We start from the raw sequence: 21,678 nt of genomic DNA on the forward strand, positions 1-21,678 counted from the left end.
CCTTTGCCCACCCTACGACAGCTTATTATGCGACTTAAACCGCCGTCGCCTTGGCGAACTCCACATAGATCTCGCGGAGGCGCGTCGCCACCGGGCCGGGCTTGCCGTCGCCGATCGTCTTGCCGTCGAGTGCGATCACCGGCTGCACGAAGGAGGAGGCCGAGGTGATGAAGGCTTCCTTGGCGGCGAGTGCCTCGGCGACCGTGAAGGAACGCTCCTCGACGCGGAGCTGACGCTCTTCGGCGAGCGCGATCACGGCTTTGCGGGTGCAGCCCGGCAGGATCGCGTTGGAGTTCTGGCGGGTGACGATGACGTCGTCCTTGGTCAGGATGAACGCGGTGGACGAGCCGCCTTCGGTCACATAGCCATCCTGCAGCATCCAGGCTTCGCCGGCACCGGCTTCGGCCGCGGCCTGCTTCGCCAGCACCTGCGCCAGCAACGCCACGCTCTTGATGTCGCGGCGCTCCCAGCGGATGTCGGGCACGGTGATCACCTTGATGCCGGTCTTCGCCGAAGCCGCGTTGATGATGTCCTTCTCGGAGGTGAACATCACGAGGCTCGACTTGACGTCAGCCTTGGGGAACGGGAAGTCGCGCCCCTTGTCGGCGCCGCGCGTCACCTGGAGATAGACGAGGCCGCTTGTCACCTTGTTGCGGGCGATCAGCTCTTTCTGGATCTCGGTAATGCGCTCGACCGTCTCCGGCAACTTCAGCTTGATCTCGCCGACCGAACGTTCCAGCCGGGCCAGATGCGAGGCGTTGTCGATCAGCTTGCCGTCGAGCACGGCCGAGACCTCGTAGATCCCGTCAGCGAACAGGAAGCCACGATCGAGAACCGAGATTTTGGCCTCCGAGAGCGGGACGAATGAGCCGTTGACGTAAGCGATCGGGTCCAAGGCAGGTCTCCTGACGGGGAAGGGATTTGGGCACGGTATAGGAGATTTGGGGGGCCCGATAAACCCTACTCTTCGTCATCCCGGGGCGCGCGCAGCGCGAGCTATGATGCGCAATGGCGTATCTGAGGATCCATACTCCCGATGGTGGTTATGGATTCCGGGCCCGCGCCAAGGGGCGCGTCTCGGAATGACAGGGCAAGTTAGTGCGACAGAATCTTCGACAAGAACTTCTGCGCACGGTCGCTGCGCGGCTTGCCGAAGAAATCCTCTTTCTCCGCATCCTCGACGATCTCGCCACGGTCCATGAAGATGACGCGGTTGGCGACCTTGCGGGCGAAGCCCATTTCGTGGGTCACGACCATCATGGTCATACCTTCGCGGGCGAGATCGACCATGACGTCGAGCACTTCGCTCACCATTTCAGGGTCGAGCGCGGAGGTCGGCTCGTCGAACAGCATCACGATCGGATCCATCGCGAGCGCGCGTGCAATGGCGACGCGCTGCTGCTGGCCGCCGGAGAGCTGCGCCGGAAACTTCTGCGCCTGCTCCTTCAAGCCGACGCGATCCAGCAATTGCATGCCCTTCGCCACCGCCTTGTCGTAGGGACGGCCCAACACCTTCTGCTGGGCAAGGCAGAGATTTTCGATGATCTTCAGATGCGGAAACAGCTCGAAGTGCTGGAACACCATGCCGACGCGCGAGCGCAGCTTCGGCAAATCGGTCTTGGGATCGTTGACCTTGGTGCCGTCGACCGAGATGTCGCCCTCCTGGAACGGCTCCAGCGCGTTGACGCATTTGATCAGCGTCGACTTGCCCGAGCCCGACGGGCCGCAGACCACGACGACCTCACCCTTGGTGACGCTGGTGGTGCAGTCGGTCAGCACCTGGAAGGTCGGGCTATACCATTTGTTGACGTGGCTGATTTCGATCATGACCGACACGCTCTATCGAATGATGGCGATGCGCGCCTGGAGGCGACGCACGCCAAAGGACGCAACACAGGAAATGGTGAAATAGACGACGGCTGCAAACAGATACATCTCGACCAGACGGCCGTCGCGCTGCGCGACCTTGCTCGCCGCGCCCAGGAAGTCCGGGATCGAGAGCACGTAGACCAGCGAAGTATCCTGGAATAGCACGATGGTCTGTGTCAGCAGCACCGGCAGCATGTTGCGGAACGCCTGCGGCAGCACGACGCAGCGCATGGTCTGGGCGTAGGTCAGGCCGAGCGCGTTGGCGGCGGCGGGCTGGCCGCGCGAGATCGACTGGATGCCGGCGCGCATGATCTCGGAGAAGTACGCCGCCTCGAACAGGATGAAGGTGATGAGCGAGGAGGCGAACGCGCCGACGCTGATCGGGCGCGACGCGCCGGTCACCCACTGCCCGATATAGGGCACCAGGAAGTAGAACCAGAAGATGACCAGCACCAGCGGCAGCGAGCGCATGAAGTCGACATAGACGCCCGCGATGCGGCCGAGCACCTTGTAGCCGGACAGCCGCATCAGCGCGATCGCCGTACCGAAGATCAGGCCGCCGAGGCCCGCGAGCGCCGTCAGGGTCACGGTGAACGTCATGCCCTCGTAGAACAGATAGGGCAGCGCGCGGCGGATGACGTCGAAATCGAGATTACTGAACATGGCGCTATTTCCCCGTGATGTAGCCGGGGATCGCGACGTAGCGCTCGAGGAAGCGCATCGCGGTCACCACAACTGCGTTGACGAGGAGATAGAGCACGGTGGCGGCGGTGAAGGCCTCGAACACCTGGAACGAGAACTCCTGCATCGAGCGCGCCTGTCCAGTCAGCTCGAGCAGGCCGATGGTGATCGCGACTGCCGTGTTCTTGATGGTGTTGAGGAACTCGGAGGTCAGCGGCGGCAGAATGATGCGGAACGCCATCGGCAGCAGAACGTAGCGATAGCCTTGTATCGTCGTCAGGCCGAGCGCGGTCGCGGCCATCTTCTGCCCGCGCGGCAACGAGCCGATGCCGGCCTGCAATTGCACGGCGACGCGCGCCGACATGAAGAAGCCGATACCGATCGCGGCGGTCCAGAACGGTGCGTTCGGCAGTTGCTTCAGCCAGGTTCCGGCTGATTTCGGCAGCAATTCCGGCAGCACGAAGAACCACAGGAACAGCTGCACCAGCAGCGGCATGTTGCGGAAGAACTCGACCCAGCAGAAGCCGAACCAGGTGGCGCCCCTGGACGGCAGCGTGCGCATGACGCCGACCAGCGAGCCGAAGATCAGCGCGATGATCCAGGCGAGCACCGCCGTCTTCAGGGTCAGCACCAGTCCCGACAACAGCATGTCGAGATAGGTGCCGGTCCCCATCGGGTTCGGCTCGAAGAAAATTCCCCAGTTCCAGTGGTAGTTCACGTGTCCCCCGCGCGAACGCGCCAATCATAGGTACCCGGGCGCCTATGCAAATGTCCGGCCACTCTGGTGTCAAGAGAGGCCGGACATGATCTCGATCCAGGGATCGAGGCTCTATCTTACTTATAGTCGTCCGGGTTCGGCGAATCCGTGGGCTTCGCGAACTCGTTCTTCAGCTCGGCCGAGATCGGGCTGTTGAGGTTGAGGCCCTTCGGCGGGATCTTCTGGGTGAACCACTTGTCGTAAATCTTCTGGCCCTCGCCCGAGGTGTAGAGCGCTGCAGTCGCGGCATCGACCACCTTCTTGAACGGCGCGTCGTCCTTGCGCAGCATGATGCCGTAGGGCTCGGGCTTCGAGAACGCGTCCTTGGAGATGACGTAGTCGTCCGGCGACTTCGAGCCGGCCACGAGGCTCGCGAGCAGGATGTCGTCCATCACGAAGGCGACCGCGCGATCGGTCTCGACCATCAGGAAGGATTCAGCGTGATCCTTGGCCGGGATGATGTTGGCGCCGAGCTTTTTCTCGACGTTGGCCTCGGTGAGCTGCTTGATGTTGGTGGTGCCGGCGGTGGAGACCACCGTCTTGCCCTTGAGGTCGTCGATCGACTTGAGGCCGCTCGACTTCTTGAAGACGTAGCGGCTGGCGGTCAGGAAGTGGGTGTTGGTGAAGGCGACCTGCTTCTGGCGCTCGGCATTGTTGGTGGTCGAGCCGCATTCGAGGTCGATGGTGCCGTTGGCCATCAGCGGGATACGGGTCGCCGAGGTCACGGGGTTGAGCTTGACCTCGAGCTTGTCGAGCTTGAGCTCCTTCTTCACGGCGTCGACGATCTTGTAGCAGATGTCCATCGCGAACCCGATGGGCTTCTGGTTGTCGTCGAGATAGGAGAACGGGATCGAGGAGTCGCGGAAGCCCAGCGTGATGGCGCCGGTGTCCTTGATGTTCTTCAGCGTACCGGTCAGCTCCTGCGCCCCAGCCTGGCTGACAGCGAAGGTCGCGGCGAGCGCGAGGCCGATGCTACGGAAATGTTTCACTTTTTTGGTCCCCTTTCAGGATGATGCGGCCCGGATGCAAGCACAGATCGGGCCGGATTAGAATGTGACTTTTGGCTGGGTCACGGCTCAGGTCAGTGGCTTGGGCAATTCCCCGAGATCCCAGAACAGCCCGGCCATGACCGTCAAGGCCTCTTCGGTCAACGGCAGCAGGATGTGCTCATTGGGCGCATGCTGGGAGCAGCCGGGATAGGAGTGCGGGACCCAGATCGTCGGCAGGCCCAGGATTTCGGAGAAAACGTCGTTGGGCAGCGAGCCGCCGAAATTCGGCAGCACCGCCGGCGGCTTGCCGGTGGTCTCTTGCACCGAGCCCGCCGCCCATTTGATCCACGGGCTGTCGAAATCGGTGCGCGAAGCCGCAAAGCTCTGCGCGGCCCGCACTTCGACCATCGGAAAACCCTTCTCGACCAGATGCGCACGGACGGCATCGACCAAGCCGTCGACCCTGGTGCCGACCACGAAACGCAGCTGCAGCACGGCATTGGCGTGACCGGGAATGGCGTTGGCGGGCTTGTCGATATTGCCTGACGACATCGCCAGCACTTCAAGCGTGTTCCAGGCATAGAGCCGCTCGGCGGCCGACAGCCCTTCCTCGCCCCAGTTCTCCGCGAGCGCCGGCTCGTCCTCGGTCGGCACCACCTGCACGTCGGCAAGATAGCTGCGGATCTGATTGGTGAGCCGCGGCGGCTTCAGCGCATCGAGTTGCAGCCGGCCATGACCGTCGACCAGCGTGGAAATGGCGTTGACCAGAATGGTCGCGGGGTTGGCGAGCACGCCGCCCCAATTTCCGGAATGATGGCCGCCATCGCGCAGATTGACGTCGAGATGGATGCGGATGCCGCCGCGGCAACCGAGGAACAGAGTCGGGCGGTCGGCCGACAGACGCGGCCCGTCGGAGGCCATGAACAGGTCGGCCTTGAGCGCATCGCGATTGAGATCGCAGACCTTGCCGAGATCGGGCGAGCCGATCTCCTCGCCCATCTCGACGATGAACTTGGCGTTGAAGCCGAGCTTGCCGCCGCGGGCGTCGCGCACCGCGCGGAGCGCGGCCATGTTGATGCTGTGCTGGCCCTTGTTGTCGGCAGTGCCGCGGCCGTAAAGCCGCGTGCCCGCAACTGTGGTGCGCCAGGGATCGCGGCCGTCGCGCCACTCGCCTTCCATGCCGTCGACGACGTCGCCATGGCCGTAGATCAACACGGTGGGCGCCGTCTCACTCTCGTGATGCTCGGCGAACAGGAATGGCGCCTTGCCGCTGGGAGATTCGACGATGCGGCTGGTAAAATCCAGCGCCGCGAAGGCGGGCACCATCTCCTGTTCCAAATAGCCGCGCAGCTCCGCGCCGCGCGACGGATTCTGGCTCTCGGTCCGATAAGCGACGCGGCGGTCGAGTTCGGCGAGGAACGCGCCGGATTTGAAATCCTCACGGGCGCGGGAGATGGCGTCGGCTCTGGTCATGATTTGCTTTTCGGACTTCGAGGCGAGGGACCCTACCCGAGACAGGGGGGCCTTCGAAAGTGGCGGGGACCTGGATTGTTCTTGTAGTTCTCTTGTACTTCTCTTGGGATTTCGTTCTTGCTCGCTTGAGATTGGCTTGCCATGGGCAGCAGTGCTGCTGATTTTGGCCTTGCCAAGCGCAAGCCATATGCAAGAACTTCGCCAAGTTGGGGCGCACATCTATCACTCGAAAGGCGCTCAGTACAGCGTGCCGGGGGACCTATGGCCAAGCAGATCAGGCTCAACGCCTTTGCGATGAATTGCGTCGCGCACCAGTCACCGGGCCTGTGGACCCATCCGCGCGACCGCACCGCCAATTATAACCGCCTGCCCTACTGGATCGACCTTGCCAAAACGCTGGAGCGCGGCCGCTTCGACGGGCTGTTCCTGGCCGACGTGCTCGGCGTCTACGACGTCTATGGCAACAGCCCTGACGCAGCCCTGCGCAATGCAGCGCAGTCGCCATCGAACGACCCGCTGCTGCTGCTCTCGGCGATGGCGGCGGTGACGCAGGATCTCGGCTTCGGCGTCACCAGCAATCTCTCGTTCGAGCCGCCCTACCCGTTCGCGCGGCGGATGTCGACGCTCGATCATCTCACCGAGGGACGGATCGGCTGGAACGTCGTCACCGGCTATCTCGACAGCGCCGCGCGCGGCGCCGGCAAGGACAAGCAGGCCGGGCATGACGACCGCTACGACATCGCCGACGAATACATGGAGGTCGTCTACAAGCTCTGGGAAGGAAGCTGGGAGGACGATGCGGTGCTGCGCGACCGGGCGCGCGGCATCTTCACCGATCCCAGCAAAGTTCATCGCGTCAATCATGAAAGCGCGAACTATCGCATCAACAACACCATTCATCTCAGCGAGCCGTCGCCGCAGCGCACGCCCGTGCTGTACCAGGCCGGCACCTCGCCGCGCGGCCGGCAGTTCGCGGCCAAGCACGCCGAATGCGTGTTCATGTCGGGACCGTCGGCCAAGATCATCGGGCCGCGCGTCTCCGCGATCCGCCAGGAAGCAGCCGCGATCGGCCGCAACCCGGCGGAAATCCTGATGTTCAACATGATGACGATCATCCTCGGCAACACCGAAGCCGAAGCGGCGGCAAAGTATGCCGATTACCGGTCGCATATCAGCCCGGAAGGCGCGCTCGCCCTGATGTCGGGATGGACCGGCATCGACTTCTCCGGCTACGAGCTCGACCAGCAGGTCCGTCACGTCCAGAACGATGCCGGCCGCAGCGCACTCGACAACGTCACCCGTGGCGACCCCGACCGCGTCTGGACCGTGCGCGACGTCATCGAACATGTCGGCATCGGCGGCGCCGGCCCCGTCGTGGTCGGCACGCCCGAAAGCGTCGCCGACAAGATCGAAGACTGGTTCGAGAAGACCGACGTGGACGGCCTCAACGTCGCGTTCGCGATCTCGCCCGGCGATTTTGAGGACATTGCCGACATGCTGGTACCGGAGCTGACGAAGCGCGGGCGCTACAAGCCGGAATATGCAAAAGGCACGTTGCGGGAGAAGCTGTTCGGCGACGGCCGCGCGCGGCTGGACGCGCCACATCCGGCGGCAGGGTATCGGGTGGGGAAGAAGGGGTAGGAGCGCGCCACACCTTCGGTGTCGTCCCGGCGAACGCCGGGATCCATAACCCCAGGGAGCAGTTTGACGGAGGCTGGTCGTTCGGGTCTACCACCATCCGCAATCGATAGATCACGCGGTATGGGTCCCGGCGTTCGCCGGGACGACAGCGGAGCTACACCTTCCCGTCCACCATCACCTCGATCAGCTTCGTCCCCGGCCGATTGAACGCCGCAGCCAGCGTCGCCTTCAGCTCGCGGGGATCGCTCACCTTGATCGCCTCGCAGCCGAGCGCCTTGGCGACGCCGGCGAAATCCACCGGCGGATCGACGAAATCCATGCCGACGTAGTTATCATCGCCATGGAAGGCGAGCAGGCGCTGCTTGATGATGCGGTAGCCGCCATTGTTGGCGATGACGACGTTGAGCGGCAGCTTGTGATGCGCCGCGGTCCACAGCGACTGGATCGAATACATCGCGCTGCCATCGCCGGAGAAGCACACGACTGGACGATCCGGATTGGCAATGCTGGCGCCGACCGAGGCCGGCAGTCCCCATCCGATGCCGCCGGAGGCGAGGCCGTGATAGCCGTAGCGGTCGCGATGCGGACGCAGCGCCGTGATCTGACGGCTCGAGGTCAGGCCTTCGTCGACCAGGATGGCGTTGTCAGGCATCGCCTCGACCATTTGCAGCACCAGATAGTCGGGATCGATGGGGCTGCGGCCAGCGCTCTTGCCGATCTGCTCGATCAGCGCGGTGCGTCGCGCGGTCCAGTTCTGCGGAGCGAGCTCGGCGAGGCGCTGCCTGGCGCGGCTCGCCAGCGTCGCGCCGCCCATCTCCTTCAGCACCGGGATCAGCGCGCGCAGCGTTTCCTTCAAATCCGCCTTCAGCGCGATCTCGGCGCCGTAGTTCTTGGCGATTTCCCAATCGACGAGGCCGATCTGAACGATGCCGAGGCCGTCAGGCAGCGCATCGACCTCGCTATAAACCGACATTCGCAGGGGGTCGCCGCCAAGTGCAATCAACAGATCGTAAGGCGCAAGCGTATCGCGCGCGACCTTCTGCACGCGCGCGAGCGTGCCGACGAAGCTCGGGCTTTCGGAAAGGAAATGCGAGCCATAGGGCGTCGAGGATTGGTAGGCCGCCGCGCCAAACAGCTCGGCGAGTTCGGCGGCCTCCTTCAGCGCATCGCTCTTGACCACCTCGTCCATGGTGACGATCACGGGGCGTTCGGCCTTGAGCAGGCGCGCGGCCAAAGCCTTCAACGCCTCATCGGATGGCTTGGCACGGGCGTCGATGCGGGTGGAGCGGCCGAGATCGATTCCGGCCTCGCTGTTGAGGATGTCACCGGGCAGCGAGATGAACACCGGCCCGGTCAGCGGCGTCATCGCGACCTTGGCGGCGCGGCGCACGATGCGCGGCAAATCCTCCAGCCGCGTCACCTCGACCGCCCATTTCACCAGCGGCTCGGCCATGCGCACCAAGGGGCCGTACAGCACCGGCTCCATCAGGCCGTGGCCCTGCTCCTGCTGGCCGGCGGTCAGGATCATCGGCGTACCCGTGAACTGGGCATTGTAGAGCGAGCCCATCGCGTTGCCGAGGCCAGGGGCGACATGGACGTTGCAGGCGACCAGCTTTCCCGAGGCGCGGCTGTAGCCGTCGGCGATCGCGACCACCAAGCTCTCCTGCATCGCCATCACATAGGTGAGATCAGGATGATCCTTCAGCGCATGCATGATCGGCAATTCGGTGGTGCCGGGATTGCCAAACAGATGCGTGATGCCCTCGTCCTTGAGCAGCGCGAGAAAGGCGGAGCGGCCGGTAATCTTGTTCTTCATGTTTCCTCCAGGAGCGGACGTTGCCGCAAGGACGGATCACATGATGGCCGAAGTTGCGGGAGGCGCGCAAGGAAGCGCCGTCATGGCTGCGTTGCGTGGGCGCGAGCTACATCTCTTCCCGCCCCAGTTCGAACGGATCCTCACCGCCCACCCGCTTCTTCTTTTTCGAACGCTGCCAGACCACGCCGGGAAAGCCTTTCAGCGGCACCAGCGGCTCGCCGGTATAGGCCCATTCCTGCAGCTCTTCGATCGCGATGTGATAGAGCGGCTGGCGCCCGGTCCGCTCGTTAAAGAGTGCGCGCGGGATGTTGACCATGTGCGGGCCGCGCGGGCGCTCATAGGCAATCGGCGTGCCGCAATACGAGCAGAAACTGCGCGCGGTCATGGTGGACTTGTCCTGATAGCGGGTCAGCGCGGTCTTGCCGGATGTAATGCGAAAGCGCTTCTTCCAACTGCCGACATAGGTCGCGTAAGCCGCGCCATGGGCGCGGCGGCTGGCGGCCGAGTGATCATGCCAGGCCCAGCGCGCGGGAACATCGATCTCGAAGGTGACCTTGCCGCAGAGGCATTGGCCGGTGGCAATACCTGCGGCGGCTGCGGCTTTGGCCATGATAGGTATCTCCGTCGTTGCGGGCGGAGTTTGTGATGCGGTCGCGCAACAAATCAAGCTCGTCATTCCGGGGCGATGCGAAGCATCGAGCCCGGAATCCATTTTACCTCAATAGGTACAGCCCGATGGATTCCGGGCTCGCGACTTCGTCGCGCCCCGGAATGACAAGAGAGCGCCTACGCCGGCGTCAGTTCGTCATACACGGGATAATCCGTATACCCCTTTTCCTCGCCGCCGTAGAACGTCGCACGATTGTAGGGCGTAATCGGATAGTCGTGCTCCAGCCGCCGCGGCAAATCGGGGTTGGAGATGAAGATACGACCGAAGGCGATGATGTCGGCGTGGCCGTCGGCGATCGCGGCATTCGCGGTCTCGCCGACGAAACCGCCGGCCGTCATCAGCACGCCGCTGTAGAGCGGGCGAAACAGCACCATTGCGGAGGGCACATTATCCCAGTGGACGTCGGCACGGCCGGCGCCGCTGGAGCGCGGCTCGATGAAATGGAGATAGGCGAGACCGAGCTTGTCGAGCGCCTTGACCACATGGGTGTAGAGCGGCATCGGATCGGGCTCGCCGGAATCATTGGCAATGCCGTGCGGCGACAGGCGCACACCGACGCGATTGGCACCCCAGACGTCGATCGCGGCCTGCGTGACCTCCAGCAACAACCGCGCGCGATTCTCGATCGAACCACCATATTGATCGGTGCGCTGATTGCTGCGCGACTGCAGGAACTGCTCGAGCAGATAGCCATTGGCGCCGTGGATCTCGACACCGTCGAAGCCGGCGGCGAGCGCGTTCTTCGCGCCCTGCCTGAAGGCCTCGACGACGCCCTTGACCTCATCGGTCTCCAGCGCGCGCGGCGTCTCGTAATCGGCGATCTTGCCGTCGGCGGTCATCGCCTTCATGCCTTCGGCCTTGATCGCAATCGCCGAGGCCGACACCGGCAGCTGGCCGCCATGATAGGACGAATGCGAGACGCGGCCGACATGCCAGAGCTGGAGGAAGATGATGCCGCCCTTGGCGTGCACGGCATCCGTCACCTTGCGCCAGCCGGCGATCTGCGCCTCCGAATAGATGCCCGGCGTCGCCGGATTGCCGCGGCCGTGCGAGACCACCGGCGAAGCTTCGGCGATGAGCAGGCCGCCCTTTGTCGCGCGCTGGCCGTAATATTCGGCATTGAGCGGCCGCGGCGAAAAGCTCTCGCGTTCGGCGCGCATGCGCGTCAGCGGCGCCAGCGCGACGCGGTGCGCGAGCTTGTACGGACCGACCTGCAACGGTTTGAACAACGCCTCGAATTTCATGTGATCCCCGGATGATCGATGAGAGGACGGGGATCATATGAGAAAGGGTGGCGGCCCGGAAGCCGCTTGGGTGGATGGCAGGCCAGCCGAAAGATGCGGCAGAAGCAAAAAGCCCCGGGCCGGGCCCGGGGCTTGCTGTCCGTCCGGAACGGCGGGATCAGTATTTCGCGACGACCGGGCCCGAGCCGAACTTGTAGTTCAGGCCGACCCGGGCGATGTGGCCGGTGAAATCCGCGGTTGCGTCGAAGCCGCGCGCGGGGCCCGGAGTGAACGGGAACAGCGGATTGAAGAAAGTGTATTTCTCGCTGCCGAGATCATAATAGAGATATTCGAGCTTGACGCTCCAGTTCGACGAAAAGCGGTACTCGCCGCCACCGCCGACCGCCCAGCCCACGCGCCAGCTTTCGGCCGTCCCTGCGCCGCAGATCAAGTTGAGACAGGGCGTGCCGGCCGCAAGCGTGGGATCCACGATCGACGTCGACGCCTTGACGTGCCCATAGGCAAGACCGCCGGTCGCATAAAGCATCCAGTCGGGCGTGACGGTGACACCGATCCGGCCGCGCACGGTCCCAAGCCAGTCGACCTTCTGCTCCTGCGTGGTCGTGAGGGTCGGGAAGACCGGCAAGCTTCGCGTAACCGTCGAGCTGCCCTTGATGCCGGCAGCCGCGATATCGGCTTCCACGCCCCACACCAGGGAGCCGGTCTGCACATTGTAGCCAGCCTGCACGCCGCCCAGCACACCGCGCGGATTTATTGCCAGTGACGGCGGGACAAGGCCGCCGGCGAGGGCCACGTCGAGCACGCCCGCCGTGAAAACCGGATCGTGCGGCGCGAGCTTGATCGCATCGTCGCTCCAGCCATATCCGACATTCACGCCGGCGTAAAAGCCCGACCAGTTGTAGGCGACAGGCAATTGCGGCGCCTTGTAAAGCGGCGCACGTGCGGCGATATCGGCTGCGGCCGCGGGCTGCGCCGAGGCGACACCCAAAGCGACAAACACGATCGAAGCGAAACGGAGCATTCTCGATATCCCAAAGCCGAACATGACGTTGACCAGCAGTAACGGGCCAACCTTCGAAATGGGATAACAATCCTTGCGAGATCGCAGGCAAGAGGTCGTTTCAAAAACGCGTGTAGCATCCGGGCAACAATTTCAGGTCGTTGCAAGCAGTCTCTGTCGCTGCAAGCAAGATCAGCCACTGAAACCCGGACGCGACAGCAGAAACGCCTTACGCCGTCTTGATCCAGACGGCCTTCACGTTGAGATATTCCTCGACGTGCTGCTTGCCGGATTCGCGGCCGTAACCGCTCATCTTGTAGCCGCCGAACGGCACGGCCGGGTCCATCGCCTGGTAGCAATTCACCCACACCGAGCCGGCACGCAGCGATTTTGCAACCGCATGCGCCTTGCTGACGTCGCGCGTCCACAGGCCGGATCCGAGGCCGAAGGTGGTGTTGTTGGCGCGCTTGACCAGCTCGTCCATGTCCTTGAAGGCGATCGCGGAGATGACCGGACCAAAAATCTCTTCCTGCGCGATGCGCATGTTGTCCTGGACGCCCGCAAACACCGTCGGCGAGACGAAGAAGCCCTTTGACAGCGCACCCTCGGTGACACGACCGCCGCCGGCGAGCGCGCGGGCGCCTTCCTTCTGGCCGATGTCGAGATAGCTCGTGACCCGTTCGAGCTGCTGCTCGGAGACCAGCGGGCCGATCTGCACGTTGGGATCGAGGCCGTTGCCGACCTGCAGCTTCTTGCCGAACTCGGCGACACGACCGACGAATTCTTCGTAGATCGACTGCTCGACGAACAGGCGCGTACCGGCGCTGCAGATCTGCCCGGAATTGGCGAACACCGCCATCGCGGCGCCCGGCACGGCGGCATCGAGGTCGGCATCCGCGAACACGATGTCCGGCGACTTGCCGCCGAGCTCGAGCGAGACGCGCTTGAGGTTACCGGCCGAGGCGCGGATGATCGACTGGCCCGTAACATGCGAGCCGGTGAACGCGACCTTGTCGACGTCGTGATGCGAGGCGAGCGCCGCGCCCGCGGTCTCGCCGTAGCCCGGCACCACGTTGATGACGCCGGGCGGCACGCCCGCCTCCATCGCGAGCTCTGCGATGCGCAGCGAGGTCAGCGGCGCCTCTTCGGCCGGCTTGAGCACCACGGTGCAGCCGGTCGCAATCGCCGGACCGATCTTCCAGATCGTCGCGGTGAGCGGGCCGTTCCAGGGAATGATGGCGCCAACGACGCCGATCGGCTCCTTCAGCGTGTAGGAGAAGATCTCGCCCGGCAGCGAATTCTCGATGGTCTCGCCGTGGATCGCGGTGGTCTGGCCGGCATAATAGCGCAGCATGCCGACGGCGCGCAGGCGATAGGCGCGGGTGCGGCTGAGCGGCGCGCCCATGTCGAGCGTGTCGAGCTGCGACAATTCGTCGAAATTTTTCTCGACGAGATCGGCGAGCTTCAAGAGCAGGTTCTGCCGCTCGAACGGCTTGACCTTGCTCCATGGTCCCTCAAAGGCGCGGCGAGCGGCGGCAACCGCACGGTCGATGTCCTCCTTGTCGCCCTCGGCGACGGTTGCGAGCAATTCACCGGTCGCGGGGTTGTGGGTCTCGAAGCGCTTGCCGGAAGCGGCATCGACCCACTTCCCGTCGATCAGCATCTGCTTGTAGGACCCGTTGGCGAACGGATGGCGCGTGATCGGAATAGCCTGCGACACAGCCATGGCTGCACTCCCTGTCAGGTGATTGATTGTGTTCGATCTGGGCGGGATCGTTGGGTCAAAGAATACAGCCGCGCCAGAGAGGCGTAAAGGCGGCACGGAACGAAGACCTCCCATGTCGACTTGTGCAGGATCGCACGAACGCCATGTTATAATTCGACCAAAACCCTTCTCCCGGAGACGATCCATGCCGCATCCCGCCATCGTCAAAGACAATGTTGCCGTGATCACCGGCGGCGCATCCGGAATCGGATTGGCCGCCGCCCTTGCCTTCGCGCGTGCCGGCTTGAAGGTGTGCATCGCCGATGTCGATGAGGCGCGTCTGGCGGAGGCCGCAACAAAACTGTCATCCCTCGCGTCTGCCACACACGTGATGACCGTCGCGGTCGACGTCAGCAAAGCGGAGAGCGTCAAGGAACTGGAACGCGCGGTCGGCGCGCATTTCGGCGGCACCGATATTCTCATGAACAATGCCGGCATCCAGCCCGGCAGCACGTTATTCGCCGAACCCGACAATTGGCAGCGCATCATCGGCGTCAACATGTGGGGCATCATCAACGGCTCGCGCATTTTCGCGCCGGGCATGATCGCACGCGGCAAGGCCGGCCTCATCATCAACACCGGCTCGAAGCAGGGCATTACTACGCCGCCCGGCGATCCCGCCTACAACGTCTCCAAGGCCGGCGTGAAGGCGTTTACGGAAGCCCTCCAGCACGAGTTGCGAAGCACGAAAGACTGCCGCATCAGCGCGCATCTGCTGATTCCCGGCTTCGTCTTCACCGGGCTGACCGCGAAGGGCCGCACCGAGAAGCCGGCCGGCGCCTGGACGCCGGAGCAGACCGTGGATTTCATGCTGGCGCGGCTGGAAACCGGCGACTTCTACATCCTGTGTCCGGACAACGACGTGCCGCGCGCGCTCGACGAGAAGCGCATGCTCTGGGCCGCCGGCGATATCGTCGAGAACCGTCCGCCGCTATCGCGCTGGCATCCGGATTATGCAGATGCGTTCAAGCGATTTGTGGAGGGGGAGTAGGCTTGCAACGCTCTCACTCCCTTGCCCCGTTCTTGCGGGCACGGGTGGAGAAACCTACAACGTTTCCTGCTGCTGACCGCATTGCTTGCAGGCGAACTTGACGCGGGTCTGGCCCTTGGGGGCCTGCACCCGGTTCGGCGCGCCGCACTTGCCGCACACCGCTTCGATGCGGGTATCGCCCTGCTTGACGACGATGGTCTTCTTTTCCATCGATTCGCGGATCAGGCGCTCGGCCTCCTCTCGCAGGGATTGTTTGGACAAGGCTCATCTCCGCAATGAATGCGGGCGAGCCTTATCGCACCTGCGTCGAAATCACAATCCGAAACGGCCGCCCGGACCTCGACAATCCCATGGCTGGCCTCGACGTATATCGGGAAACGTCTCGGCGGCATGCGGGCCTTTTTGCAGTTCCCAGGAACTGTCATGAGGGCGACGGATGTAGCAGCATCCGCCGCCCTGTATGGTGCATGGCTTCGTTCTCCGACGCGTTCGCGCCAGCCGCTTGATCAAGCCGCCGTCTCAAGCCGCCTTGGAGACTTCCATCAACAGACGCTCGGCCTTGGCATCCTCGATACGGTTCACCAGCCGGCTGCTCTCGTGGTTGTCGCGGACCGTCTTGGTCAAGGTGATGCAGGTCTGGATCAGCATGACGATCCCCATGGTGAGATAACCCTTCATCCAGAGGTCGATCGGCAGGAAGAAAATCCCGATGGCGACGAGGAAAGCGGAGGCGGCGAAAGACGCGTAGGTGAAGGTCACCCAGGCGCTGCTGTGGGGCTGTCCGTTCTGGTTCATGATGGTCTCCTGTTGGTTTGACTGATGATGGGGTTTGAGATCAGGCAGTCGGCATGCGCTTGGACTTCAACCGCGCCAGCACGTCGTCCGCGGTCGTCTTGAGCCGGGGGCCGAAGCCCTGCTCGGCCAATCTCTCGGCGGTGGCGAGCGGGCCGGTGGCCGCGTCGAGTTCGATCAGCGCATCGTCCGCGGCCTGGGCTTCCATCTGGCGGTCGCGCAGGCGCCTCAAGGTGCTCTCCGCCTCGGGCAGCGTGGATTCGTAAGGACGTGCGGCCTCGATGCCGCTGCGGCGAAGCGAGCGCACCGCTTCCGAGGCACGGGCGACGCGGCGGCCGCGGTCGAGCTCGGTGATGCGGGCTTGAGCGTTTGCGACATGCCGCTTCAGGCGGGCGATCTCGGTCGCGAACAGCGCGCGCGCCGTCATTGCCGCATCGCGGTCGGCCTCCAGGCCTGCGATGGCCTCGGCCGCGTCCCGGGCGAGATCCTCGCGGCCGCCATCAAGCGCCGCAACCGCGCGGGTCTCGAGATCGGCGATGCGGGCGATGGTCGCCTCGAGCTTGCGGCCTTCCTGCTGGTCCTGCGCAATCGCCAGCGCCAGCGTCCGCTTGCTGCGTTCGACGGCGGCGGCCGCGTCGCGCAGCTGCTGGTCGAGGATCAGAAGAGCCGTGCGGTCCTCCAGCTCCTCGCCGGCGGCGGCGACGCTGCCGCGGAAAAGTGTCATGACGGTCTTGAACATCTCGTGCTCCCTGTTATGAGCGTTGCTCACGGATGGTTTGTAGCAGCAATCTTTTTTTTTTTAGCGGAAAGCGCGGGCGAACCGTCGCCGCAACAGACCCTGGTCCGGATCGCGATTGCTTATTGCGATTTCGCCGCGGAAAATCTCCAGCTCTGGCGCGCGCTGTTCGAGCACCGCATGGCGACTGACAAAACCGTGCCCGATTGGTCCGTCGACGACCAGATGCGGCTGTTCCGCCATATCTACCAGCCGCTGGCCGCGCTGTTTCGACAGCGCAGCCCGGAGGAGATCGGCATCACCGCACGCAGCCTGTTCTCGGCGGTGCATGGCATGGTGGCGCTCGGCCTGGAGCAGAAGCTGGTCGCCGTTCCGCTGCCCGCGCTGCGGAAGGAAATCGCCGTCCTCGTGCGCGCGATGATCGACGGATTGATCGCACAACCGAGCTAGCTGCACGCTCGTCGTGGCATGCCCCTTGCCTCCTCGTATCCCGAGTTTCTCCTGAGGAGGCAGCGATGAGCGCATCATCTTCCGGTATGAATCGTCGCCGCGTCATGCTCGGCGGCCTCGGCATCGCCGGAATGACGGCGGTCGCGCCGCGCTTCGCCTCTGCGCAGGGGCGCGCGGAGACGCTGCTGGTGGTGCAGGAGCTGGGGCCGAACTCGCTCGACATGCAGGGCGTCGGCTCCAACCAGACCGTGAACGGCCTGTCCTGGAATTGCTACGACCGCCTGCTCTCCTACGCTTCCAAGACATTGCCCGACGGCACGGTGTCCTACGACCGAGAAAAGCTCGCGCCTGAACTCGCCGAAAGCTGGGAGGTCGCCGTCGACGGCATGTCGTGCACTTTCAAATTGCGGAAGGACGCAAAATTCCACGACGGCGCGCCGGTGACCGCGAAGGACGTCAAATGGTCGTTCGACCGCGCGGTGAAGGTCGGTGGCTTTCCGACCTTCCAGATGTCGGCGGGATCGCTGGAAAAGCCCGAGCAGTTCGTCGTTGTCGACGACCACACCTTCCGCATCGACTATGTCCGCAAGGACAAGATGCTGCTGTTCAATGTCGCTGTCGTCGTGCCATTCATCATCAACTCCGAACTTGCGAAGAAGAATGCGACCGCGGAAGACCCATGGGCGCTGGCGTGGCTCAGGACCAACGAGGCCGGTGGCGGCGCATACAGGATCGAGAGCTGGAAGCCCGGCAGCGAGACCGTGCTGACGCGTTTCGACGACTGGAAGAGCGGACCGCTGCCGAAGGTCAAACGCGTGATCGCGCGCGACGTGCCCTCCGCCGGCACGCGTCGCGCCATGCTGGAGCGGGGCGATGCGGATCTCTCCAGCGGCTTTGCGCCGCGCGACTTCGAGCAGATCATCAAAGAGGGCAAGGTCAAGGTCTCGGGCGTGCCGATACCGAACGCGCTCTGGTGCGTGGCGCTGAACACCGCGAAGCCGCCGTTCGACAATGTGAAGCTGCGCCAGGCCATCGCCTGGGCAATGCCCTACGAGCAGATCCAGAGCAGCGCGTTCTTTGGCCGAGCCGTTCCGATGTATGGCGGAGCTCCAGAGGTTTCAAAGCCGGTCTGGCCGCAGCCATCTCCCTATGTCACCGATCTCGACAAGGCCAAGGCCCTGATGAAAGAGGCAGGCTTCGAGTCCGGACTTGAAACGACGCTGTCGCTCGACACCGGTACAGCGACCGTCGGCGAGCCGACCGCGATCCTGATCCAGGAGAGTCTTGCAAAAATCGGTATCAAGGTGTCGATCGAAAAAATCCCCGGCGCGAACTGGCGCACGACGCTGAACAAGAAGGAGTTGCCGCTCGCGCTCAGCCGCTTCAGCGGCTGGCTCGACTATCCCGAATATTACTTCTACTGGAATTTCCACGGCAACAATTCGATCTTCAACATCTCCTCCTACCAGAACAAGGAGATGGACGCGCTGATCGACAAGGCGCGGTTCAGCGCGGATGCGGCCGAGTACGACAAGGCCGTGAAGGATTTCATCGCGCTCTGCATGCGCGACGTTCCCGTCGTTCCGCTCAACCAGCCGATCCACGACGTCGCCATGCAGAAGGCCGTCAGCGGCTACGAGTTTTGGTTTCACCGTGAGCCGGACTACCGTCAGTTCGCGAAGGGCTGATTCTTGTCGACGACGTGCACGACGCTGGACGTGGCTCGCGCCTGCTCGCTCGGAGAGCCCCGTTGCAGCCGCGCCTCGCTCGCGCGCAGCATCGCCGCGTCGAGCTTGCCTTGCCGCGATCCTTCCAGTGCGCATTGGAAGACCCGGTAGAGCTGCGCGCCGCCGACAACGCGGTGCGGCACAAGGCGCGGTCGATCAGGTTGGAGGCGGTGGACGCGCGGACGACCTTGCTGCTGACGGCGAGCAACGATGGCGAGCCGATCTCGGCGCCGAACCGCGACCGGATCTTCGATGCTTTCTTCACCACCCGCCGCGACCAGGGCGGCACCGGGATGGGGCTCGCGATCGCGCGCGCGGTGATGGCGAGCCATGGCGGCTCGATCAGTCTCAAGCCCACCGACGAGGGCGCGGCCTTCGAACTGCAGTTTCCGGCGGCCTAGATCGCAAACACCCAGGCCGCGACGATGGTGCCGATGGTGACCAGACCGGCGATGGTCCAGCCGGCGGCGTATTCCAGTTCAGGATGACCGGTCGCCCGCATGATCTCAGTGGGATCGGCGGTATGCTTGTGTGCCATGACTGCCTCGCACGTGTTTCCCCGTGTCATGGATAAGTCGCTTCAGCCGGCGAAAGGTTCCATCACGGACATGCGAGGACACAAAAACAGCGAAAACAACCCCATGCACAGTAGACGGCCACCTCGCTGCCGAGGCGGGGTCACCCCTCCCAAATGCTTGCGTCACCGGTGCAAAGCGGCCGCCTGGCGCAATGACCGCGGCGGCTCGCGGCTTGCGCTCCGAATCCGGTTGCGTGCTAGACTGACCGACGCAATCGAGGGCGGGAGGGACGCATGGCCGACGACAAGGCAAAGCGGGGCGGAGCGGATCGGGCGCTGATTGCGCTCACCGAGACATACGAGGTTGCCTACTGGTCGAAGAAGTTCAAGGTGACGCCGGCCAAGCTGAAATACGCCGTCAAGAAGGTCGGCCGCTCCGCCAGGAAGGTCGAGGACTACATCAAGCTCCAGAAGCACCGTGCTTCCGACAAGAGCCGGATCGCGCTCAGCGAAGCCTACGAGGTCCGCTACTGGTCGAAGAAATTCAAGATCACGCCGGCCAAGCTGAAGGCCGCCGTCGCCGCGGCCGGCCATTCCTCGAAAAAGGTCGAGGCCTATCTTGCGGCGCAAAAGGCGGCAAAGAAGAAAAAGGCCAAAAAGACCACCAGGAGGGTGAGCAAGCCGAAGACAAAGGCCTGAGCTCGCAGCTCTGCGGAGGCAAAATGACGTCCGTCCGACTGATCCTCGCCAGCGCCCTCATTGTCGGGGCCGCCTCCGCCTCGGGCGCCACACCTGCAAAGGTCTCGGGCTCGACGGCGCTGGCGCTCGCGGGCGTGATCGCGCCGCTGTCGCCGAACCTGACCGGCGCCGAGAAGAAAGCGGTAGCGATGCTGTTCGCCGCCAATGCCGACATCCCCTACAAGAAGCCGATCGTGGTGACCGCTGACAGGATCGTCTGCCGCAACGGCAATGTCGATATCACGTTGCGCAGCTGCGAAGTGACCTTCGGCAAGAAGACCAGGACCGTCAACGGCTCGACGGCCAACGAGATCTTTGCGACCGAAGCACTGGCTGGCGTTCCGCCTGACGGAGCGGCGGGATCGAATTTCGAGAGCCTGAGCAAGCTGAGCTGCACGATCGACCCCAATGCGATCAGACGGAAGGACGGCAGCGGGGCAGACTGCACGTTCCAGCCGGGGAATTAATCGAGGGCAACAAGGCTTGCGGCGGGAGCAACAGCGCCGCGCTGGCGGAAGATGATCGCCAGGCGACACCGCCAGTGCAGACTCGGCGCTGAAATCCCGAGCGCTCCACGTGTAGACGAATACCGGCCGCGCGGAATTAAAAGACGCGTGCCAGGCGCTCACCCCAGTTCGAAATCGGCCAGATCACATCCACATTGCCATTTGCCGATTTCCGATATGCGCCAGACGGGCGCGATCCGAACGGATGCCGTGCGCGTCCAACGCAGCGACGCGTCGGGCAGACAATGCAATTCGAGATTGGTGGCACTGTCGCGATGGATGCGTAAATTTAGTTTCTAGTTTCGGGGGCTTCGTTTGCCGGGTTCGGGTGACATCATTTATCTGGATAAGTATGAGGCCGTGCATTCGCACGACAGCGAGTTCGCACGCGACCGTCTGTTCAGCGTTTACGGCGCAGATGGCTTCGACAAGGGGCCTGGCAGCTTCGGAATCCAGGCCAACTACGCCAAGCTGACGGCCGTCGGTCTGGGCTACTGCTCCTACGATTGTCCGGTCTCGGTGACGTATCCCGAGGCGAGCTTCGTGCGGCAGTTCTTCTCCATCCACGGCAGGGCAAACTTCACCACGTCGCACGGAAGCGGTTCAATCGGTGCCTGGACACCCGTCGTCTCCGGAAACTCCAGGCTGCGACTGGAGTTCGGCGAGGACTATCGGCAGTTGGTCCTGCGGATCGATGTGCCGGCGCTCGAGCGCACCATCAAAGCGATCACCGGCGACGCAAGTGACAGGCGGCTGGAATTGTCCGAATGCGATCCGAACCCGTCCAGCATGTCGTTCCTCCGGCGTCAGGTCTTCCATCTCGCCGAGGAGCTGGAGACGTTTGCCGATCAATATTCTCCGCTTGCCAAGGCCGAACTCGAGCGCGATCTCATCGTGAGATTTCTGCTGGCCCACGAGCACAACTTTGCCGATCTGCTCAGGCGCGAACCGCGCGGTGCCGGGCGTAACGTCGTCGACAAGGTCGAGGCCTTCATCGAGGCCAATTGGAACCGACCGATCGATCTGGAGGAGATCGCAGGCGTCGCGAACGTCAACGTTCGTACCGTGTTTCGCGAGTTCGCACGGGCCGGCAAGGGATCTCCCGCCCAGTTCGCGAAACGGGTCCGGCTGCGGCGGGCCGCCGAGCTGCTGCGATCTCCGGCGGCAACGACCACCGTGACGGGCGCCGCTCTTCGCTGCGGCTTCCAGAACATCGGGCGTTTCGCCTCGGACTATCTGCGGCTTCATGGCGAGCTTCCGTCTGAAACGCTGAAGCGCGCGCGGTCGTCACGGTAGCGGCCGCGGCGACGTCCGTT

The 21,678-nt window shown here is 63.7% G+C and carries 22 protein-coding genes and 1 pseudogene; 8 read left to right on the forward strand and 15 right to left on the reverse strand.

What is annotated here, in order from left to right; genetic code table 11:
• Positions 1–34: 34 nt before the first annotated feature.
• From WHZ77_RS29340 to WHZ77_RS29365, 6 genes are all read right to left on the reverse strand, one after another.
• A complete protein-coding gene (locus tag WHZ77_RS29340) occupies positions 35–895 on the reverse strand; it encodes a D-amino-acid transaminase (RefSeq protein ID WP_375311139.1) in 861 nt (286 codons plus the stop codon).
• Between the two features lie 200 nt (positions 896–1,095).
• Positions 1,096–1,827, reverse strand: a complete 732-nt coding sequence (locus WHZ77_RS29345; RefSeq protein ID WP_375311140.1) for an amino acid ABC transporter ATP-binding protein — start codon at positions 1,825–1,827, stop codon at positions 1,096–1,098.
• Positions 1,828–1,839: 12 nt separating this feature from the next.
• Entirely contained in the window at positions 1,840–2,532 is a 693-nt protein-coding gene (locus WHZ77_RS29350) for an amino acid ABC transporter permease (RefSeq protein WP_375311141.1), read from the reverse strand.
• Positions 2,533–2,536: 4 nt separating this feature from the next.
• Positions 2,537–3,268, reverse strand: a complete 732-nt coding sequence (locus WHZ77_RS29355; protein WP_375311142.1) for an amino acid ABC transporter permease — start codon at positions 3,266–3,268, stop codon at positions 2,537–2,539.
• Positions 3,269–3,384: 116 nt separating this feature from the next.
• On the reverse strand, positions 3,385–4,296 hold the full coding sequence (locus WHZ77_RS29360; RefSeq protein WP_375311143.1) for an amino acid ABC transporter substrate-binding protein: 912 nt from the start codon (positions 4,294–4,296) through the stop codon (positions 3,385–3,387).
• Between the two features lie 87 nt (positions 4,297–4,383).
• Entirely contained in the window at positions 4,384–5,769 is a 1,386-nt protein-coding gene (locus WHZ77_RS29365) for a M20 family metallopeptidase (protein ID WP_375311144.1), read from the reverse strand.
• Between the two features lie 261 nt (positions 5,770–6,030).
• Here WHZ77_RS29365 and WHZ77_RS29370 point away from each other — a divergent pair, with 261 nt between their 5' ends.
• The gene (locus tag WHZ77_RS29370) at positions 6,031–7,410 is read left to right on the forward strand and encodes an LLM class flavin-dependent oxidoreductase (RefSeq protein WP_375311145.1); all 1,380 of its coding nucleotides are present in this window, start codon (positions 6,031–6,033) and stop codon (positions 7,408–7,410) included.
• Between the two features lie 154 nt (positions 7,411–7,564).
• On the opposite strand, the gene WHZ77_RS29375 is transcribed toward WHZ77_RS29370, so the two are convergent.
• The 5 genes from WHZ77_RS29375 to WHZ77_RS29395 all read right to left on the reverse strand — a co-directional run bounded on the left by WHZ77_RS29375 (position 7,565) and on the right by WHZ77_RS29395 (position 13,866).
• Positions 7,565–9,226, reverse strand: coding sequence for a thiamine pyrophosphate-binding protein (locus WHZ77_RS29375; protein WP_375311146.1), 1,662 nt, complete (start codon positions 9,224–9,226; stop codon positions 7,565–7,567).
• A 106-nt stretch (positions 9,227–9,332) separates the two neighbouring features.
• A complete protein-coding gene (locus WHZ77_RS29380; RefSeq protein WP_375311147.1) occupies positions 9,333–9,836 on the reverse strand; it encodes a GFA family protein in 504 nt (167 codons plus the stop codon).
• Between the two features lie 176 nt (positions 9,837–10,012).
• On the reverse strand, positions 10,013–11,140 hold the full coding sequence (locus WHZ77_RS29385) for an alkene reductase (protein ID WP_375311148.1): 1,128 nt from the start codon (positions 11,138–11,140) through the stop codon (positions 10,013–10,015).
• Positions 11,141–11,297: 157 nt separating this feature from the next.
• Positions 11,298–12,161 (reverse strand): outer membrane protein, encoded by an 864-nt coding sequence (locus WHZ77_RS29390; protein WP_375311149.1) that lies wholly within the window; start codon positions 12,159–12,161, stop codon positions 11,298–11,300.
• 208 nt (positions 12,162–12,369) lie between these two features.
• Positions 12,370–13,866, reverse strand: coding sequence for an aldehyde dehydrogenase family protein (locus WHZ77_RS29395; protein WP_162005982.1), 1,497 nt, complete (start codon positions 13,864–13,866; stop codon positions 12,370–12,372).
• A 184-nt stretch (positions 13,867–14,050) separates the two neighbouring features.
• On the opposite strand from WHZ77_RS29395, the gene WHZ77_RS29400 reads away from it, so the two are divergent.
• A complete protein-coding gene (locus WHZ77_RS29400) occupies positions 14,051–14,896 on the forward strand; it encodes an SDR family NAD(P)-dependent oxidoreductase (RefSeq protein WP_375314838.1) in 846 nt (281 codons plus the stop codon).
• 54 nt (positions 14,897–14,950) lie between these two features.
• On the opposite strand, the gene WHZ77_RS29405 is transcribed toward WHZ77_RS29400, so the two are convergent.
• From WHZ77_RS29405 to WHZ77_RS29415, 3 genes are all read right to left on the reverse strand, one after another.
• The gene (locus WHZ77_RS29405) at positions 14,951–15,157 is read right to left on the reverse strand and encodes a hypothetical protein (protein WP_151644445.1); all 207 of its coding nucleotides are present in this window, start codon (positions 15,155–15,157) and stop codon (positions 14,951–14,953) included.
• 258 nt (positions 15,158–15,415) lie between these two features.
• Positions 15,416–15,691, reverse strand: a complete 276-nt coding sequence (locus tag WHZ77_RS29410; RefSeq protein WP_014491840.1) for a YiaA/YiaB family inner membrane protein — start codon at positions 15,689–15,691, stop codon at positions 15,416–15,418.
• Between the two features lie 40 nt (positions 15,692–15,731).
• Positions 15,732–16,427, reverse strand: coding sequence for a PspA/IM30 family protein (locus tag WHZ77_RS29415; RefSeq protein WP_375311150.1), 696 nt, complete (start codon positions 16,425–16,427; stop codon positions 15,732–15,734).
• On the opposite strand from WHZ77_RS29415, the gene WHZ77_RS29420 reads away from it, so the two are divergent.
• From WHZ77_RS29420 to WHZ77_RS29430, 3 genes and pseudogenes are all read left to right on the forward strand, one after another.
• Positions 16,335–16,874, forward strand: a complete 540-nt coding sequence (locus WHZ77_RS29420) for a TetR-like C-terminal domain-containing protein (protein WP_375314839.1) — start codon at positions 16,335–16,337, stop codon at positions 16,872–16,874. The two genes, WHZ77_RS29415 and WHZ77_RS29420, sit on opposite strands and share 93 nt — an antisense overlap.
• Positions 16,875–16,939: 65 nt before the next feature.
• The gene (locus WHZ77_RS29425) at positions 16,940–18,562 is read left to right on the forward strand and encodes an ABC transporter substrate-binding protein (RefSeq protein WP_375311151.1); all 1,623 of its coding nucleotides are present in this window, start codon (positions 16,940–16,942) and stop codon (positions 18,560–18,562) included.
• A gap of 161 nt (positions 18,563–18,723) precedes the next feature.
• Positions 18,724–19,002 (forward strand): annotated as a pseudogene (locus WHZ77_RS29430) (sensor histidine kinase); the annotation flags it as partial.
• Here the strand turns inward: WHZ77_RS29430 and WHZ77_RS29435 are convergent.
• Entirely contained in the window at positions 18,999–19,139 is a 141-nt protein-coding gene (locus tag WHZ77_RS29435; protein WP_008133926.1) for a hypothetical protein, read from the reverse strand. The pseudogene WHZ77_RS29430 and the gene WHZ77_RS29435 sit on opposite strands and share 4 nt — an antisense overlap.
• A gap of 273 nt (positions 19,140–19,412) precedes the next feature.
• Here WHZ77_RS29435 and WHZ77_RS29440 point away from each other — a divergent pair, with 273 nt between their 5' ends.
• The 3 genes from WHZ77_RS29440 to WHZ77_RS29450 all read left to right on the forward strand — a co-directional run bounded on the left by WHZ77_RS29440 (position 19,413) and on the right by WHZ77_RS29450 (position 21,658).
• The gene (locus WHZ77_RS29440; RefSeq protein ID WP_375311152.1) at positions 19,413–19,817 is read left to right on the forward strand and encodes a DUF3606 domain-containing protein; all 405 of its coding nucleotides are present in this window, start codon (positions 19,413–19,415) and stop codon (positions 19,815–19,817) included.
• A 23-nt stretch (positions 19,818–19,840) separates the two neighbouring features.
• Positions 19,841–20,323 (forward strand): hypothetical protein, encoded by a 483-nt coding sequence (locus tag WHZ77_RS29445; protein ID WP_375311153.1) that lies wholly within the window; start codon positions 19,841–19,843, stop codon positions 20,321–20,323.
• A 354-nt stretch (positions 20,324–20,677) separates the two neighbouring features.
• Positions 20,678–21,658, forward strand: coding sequence for a helix-turn-helix domain-containing protein (locus WHZ77_RS29450; protein WP_375311154.1), 981 nt, complete (start codon positions 20,678–20,680; stop codon positions 21,656–21,658).
• Positions 21,659–21,678: the final 20 nt, after the last annotated feature.

This window comes from Bradyrhizobium sp. A5 (genome assembly GCF_042076515.1).
Classification (GTDB): domain Bacteria; phylum Pseudomonadota; class Alphaproteobacteria; order Rhizobiales; family Xanthobacteraceae; genus Bradyrhizobium; species Bradyrhizobium cosmicum.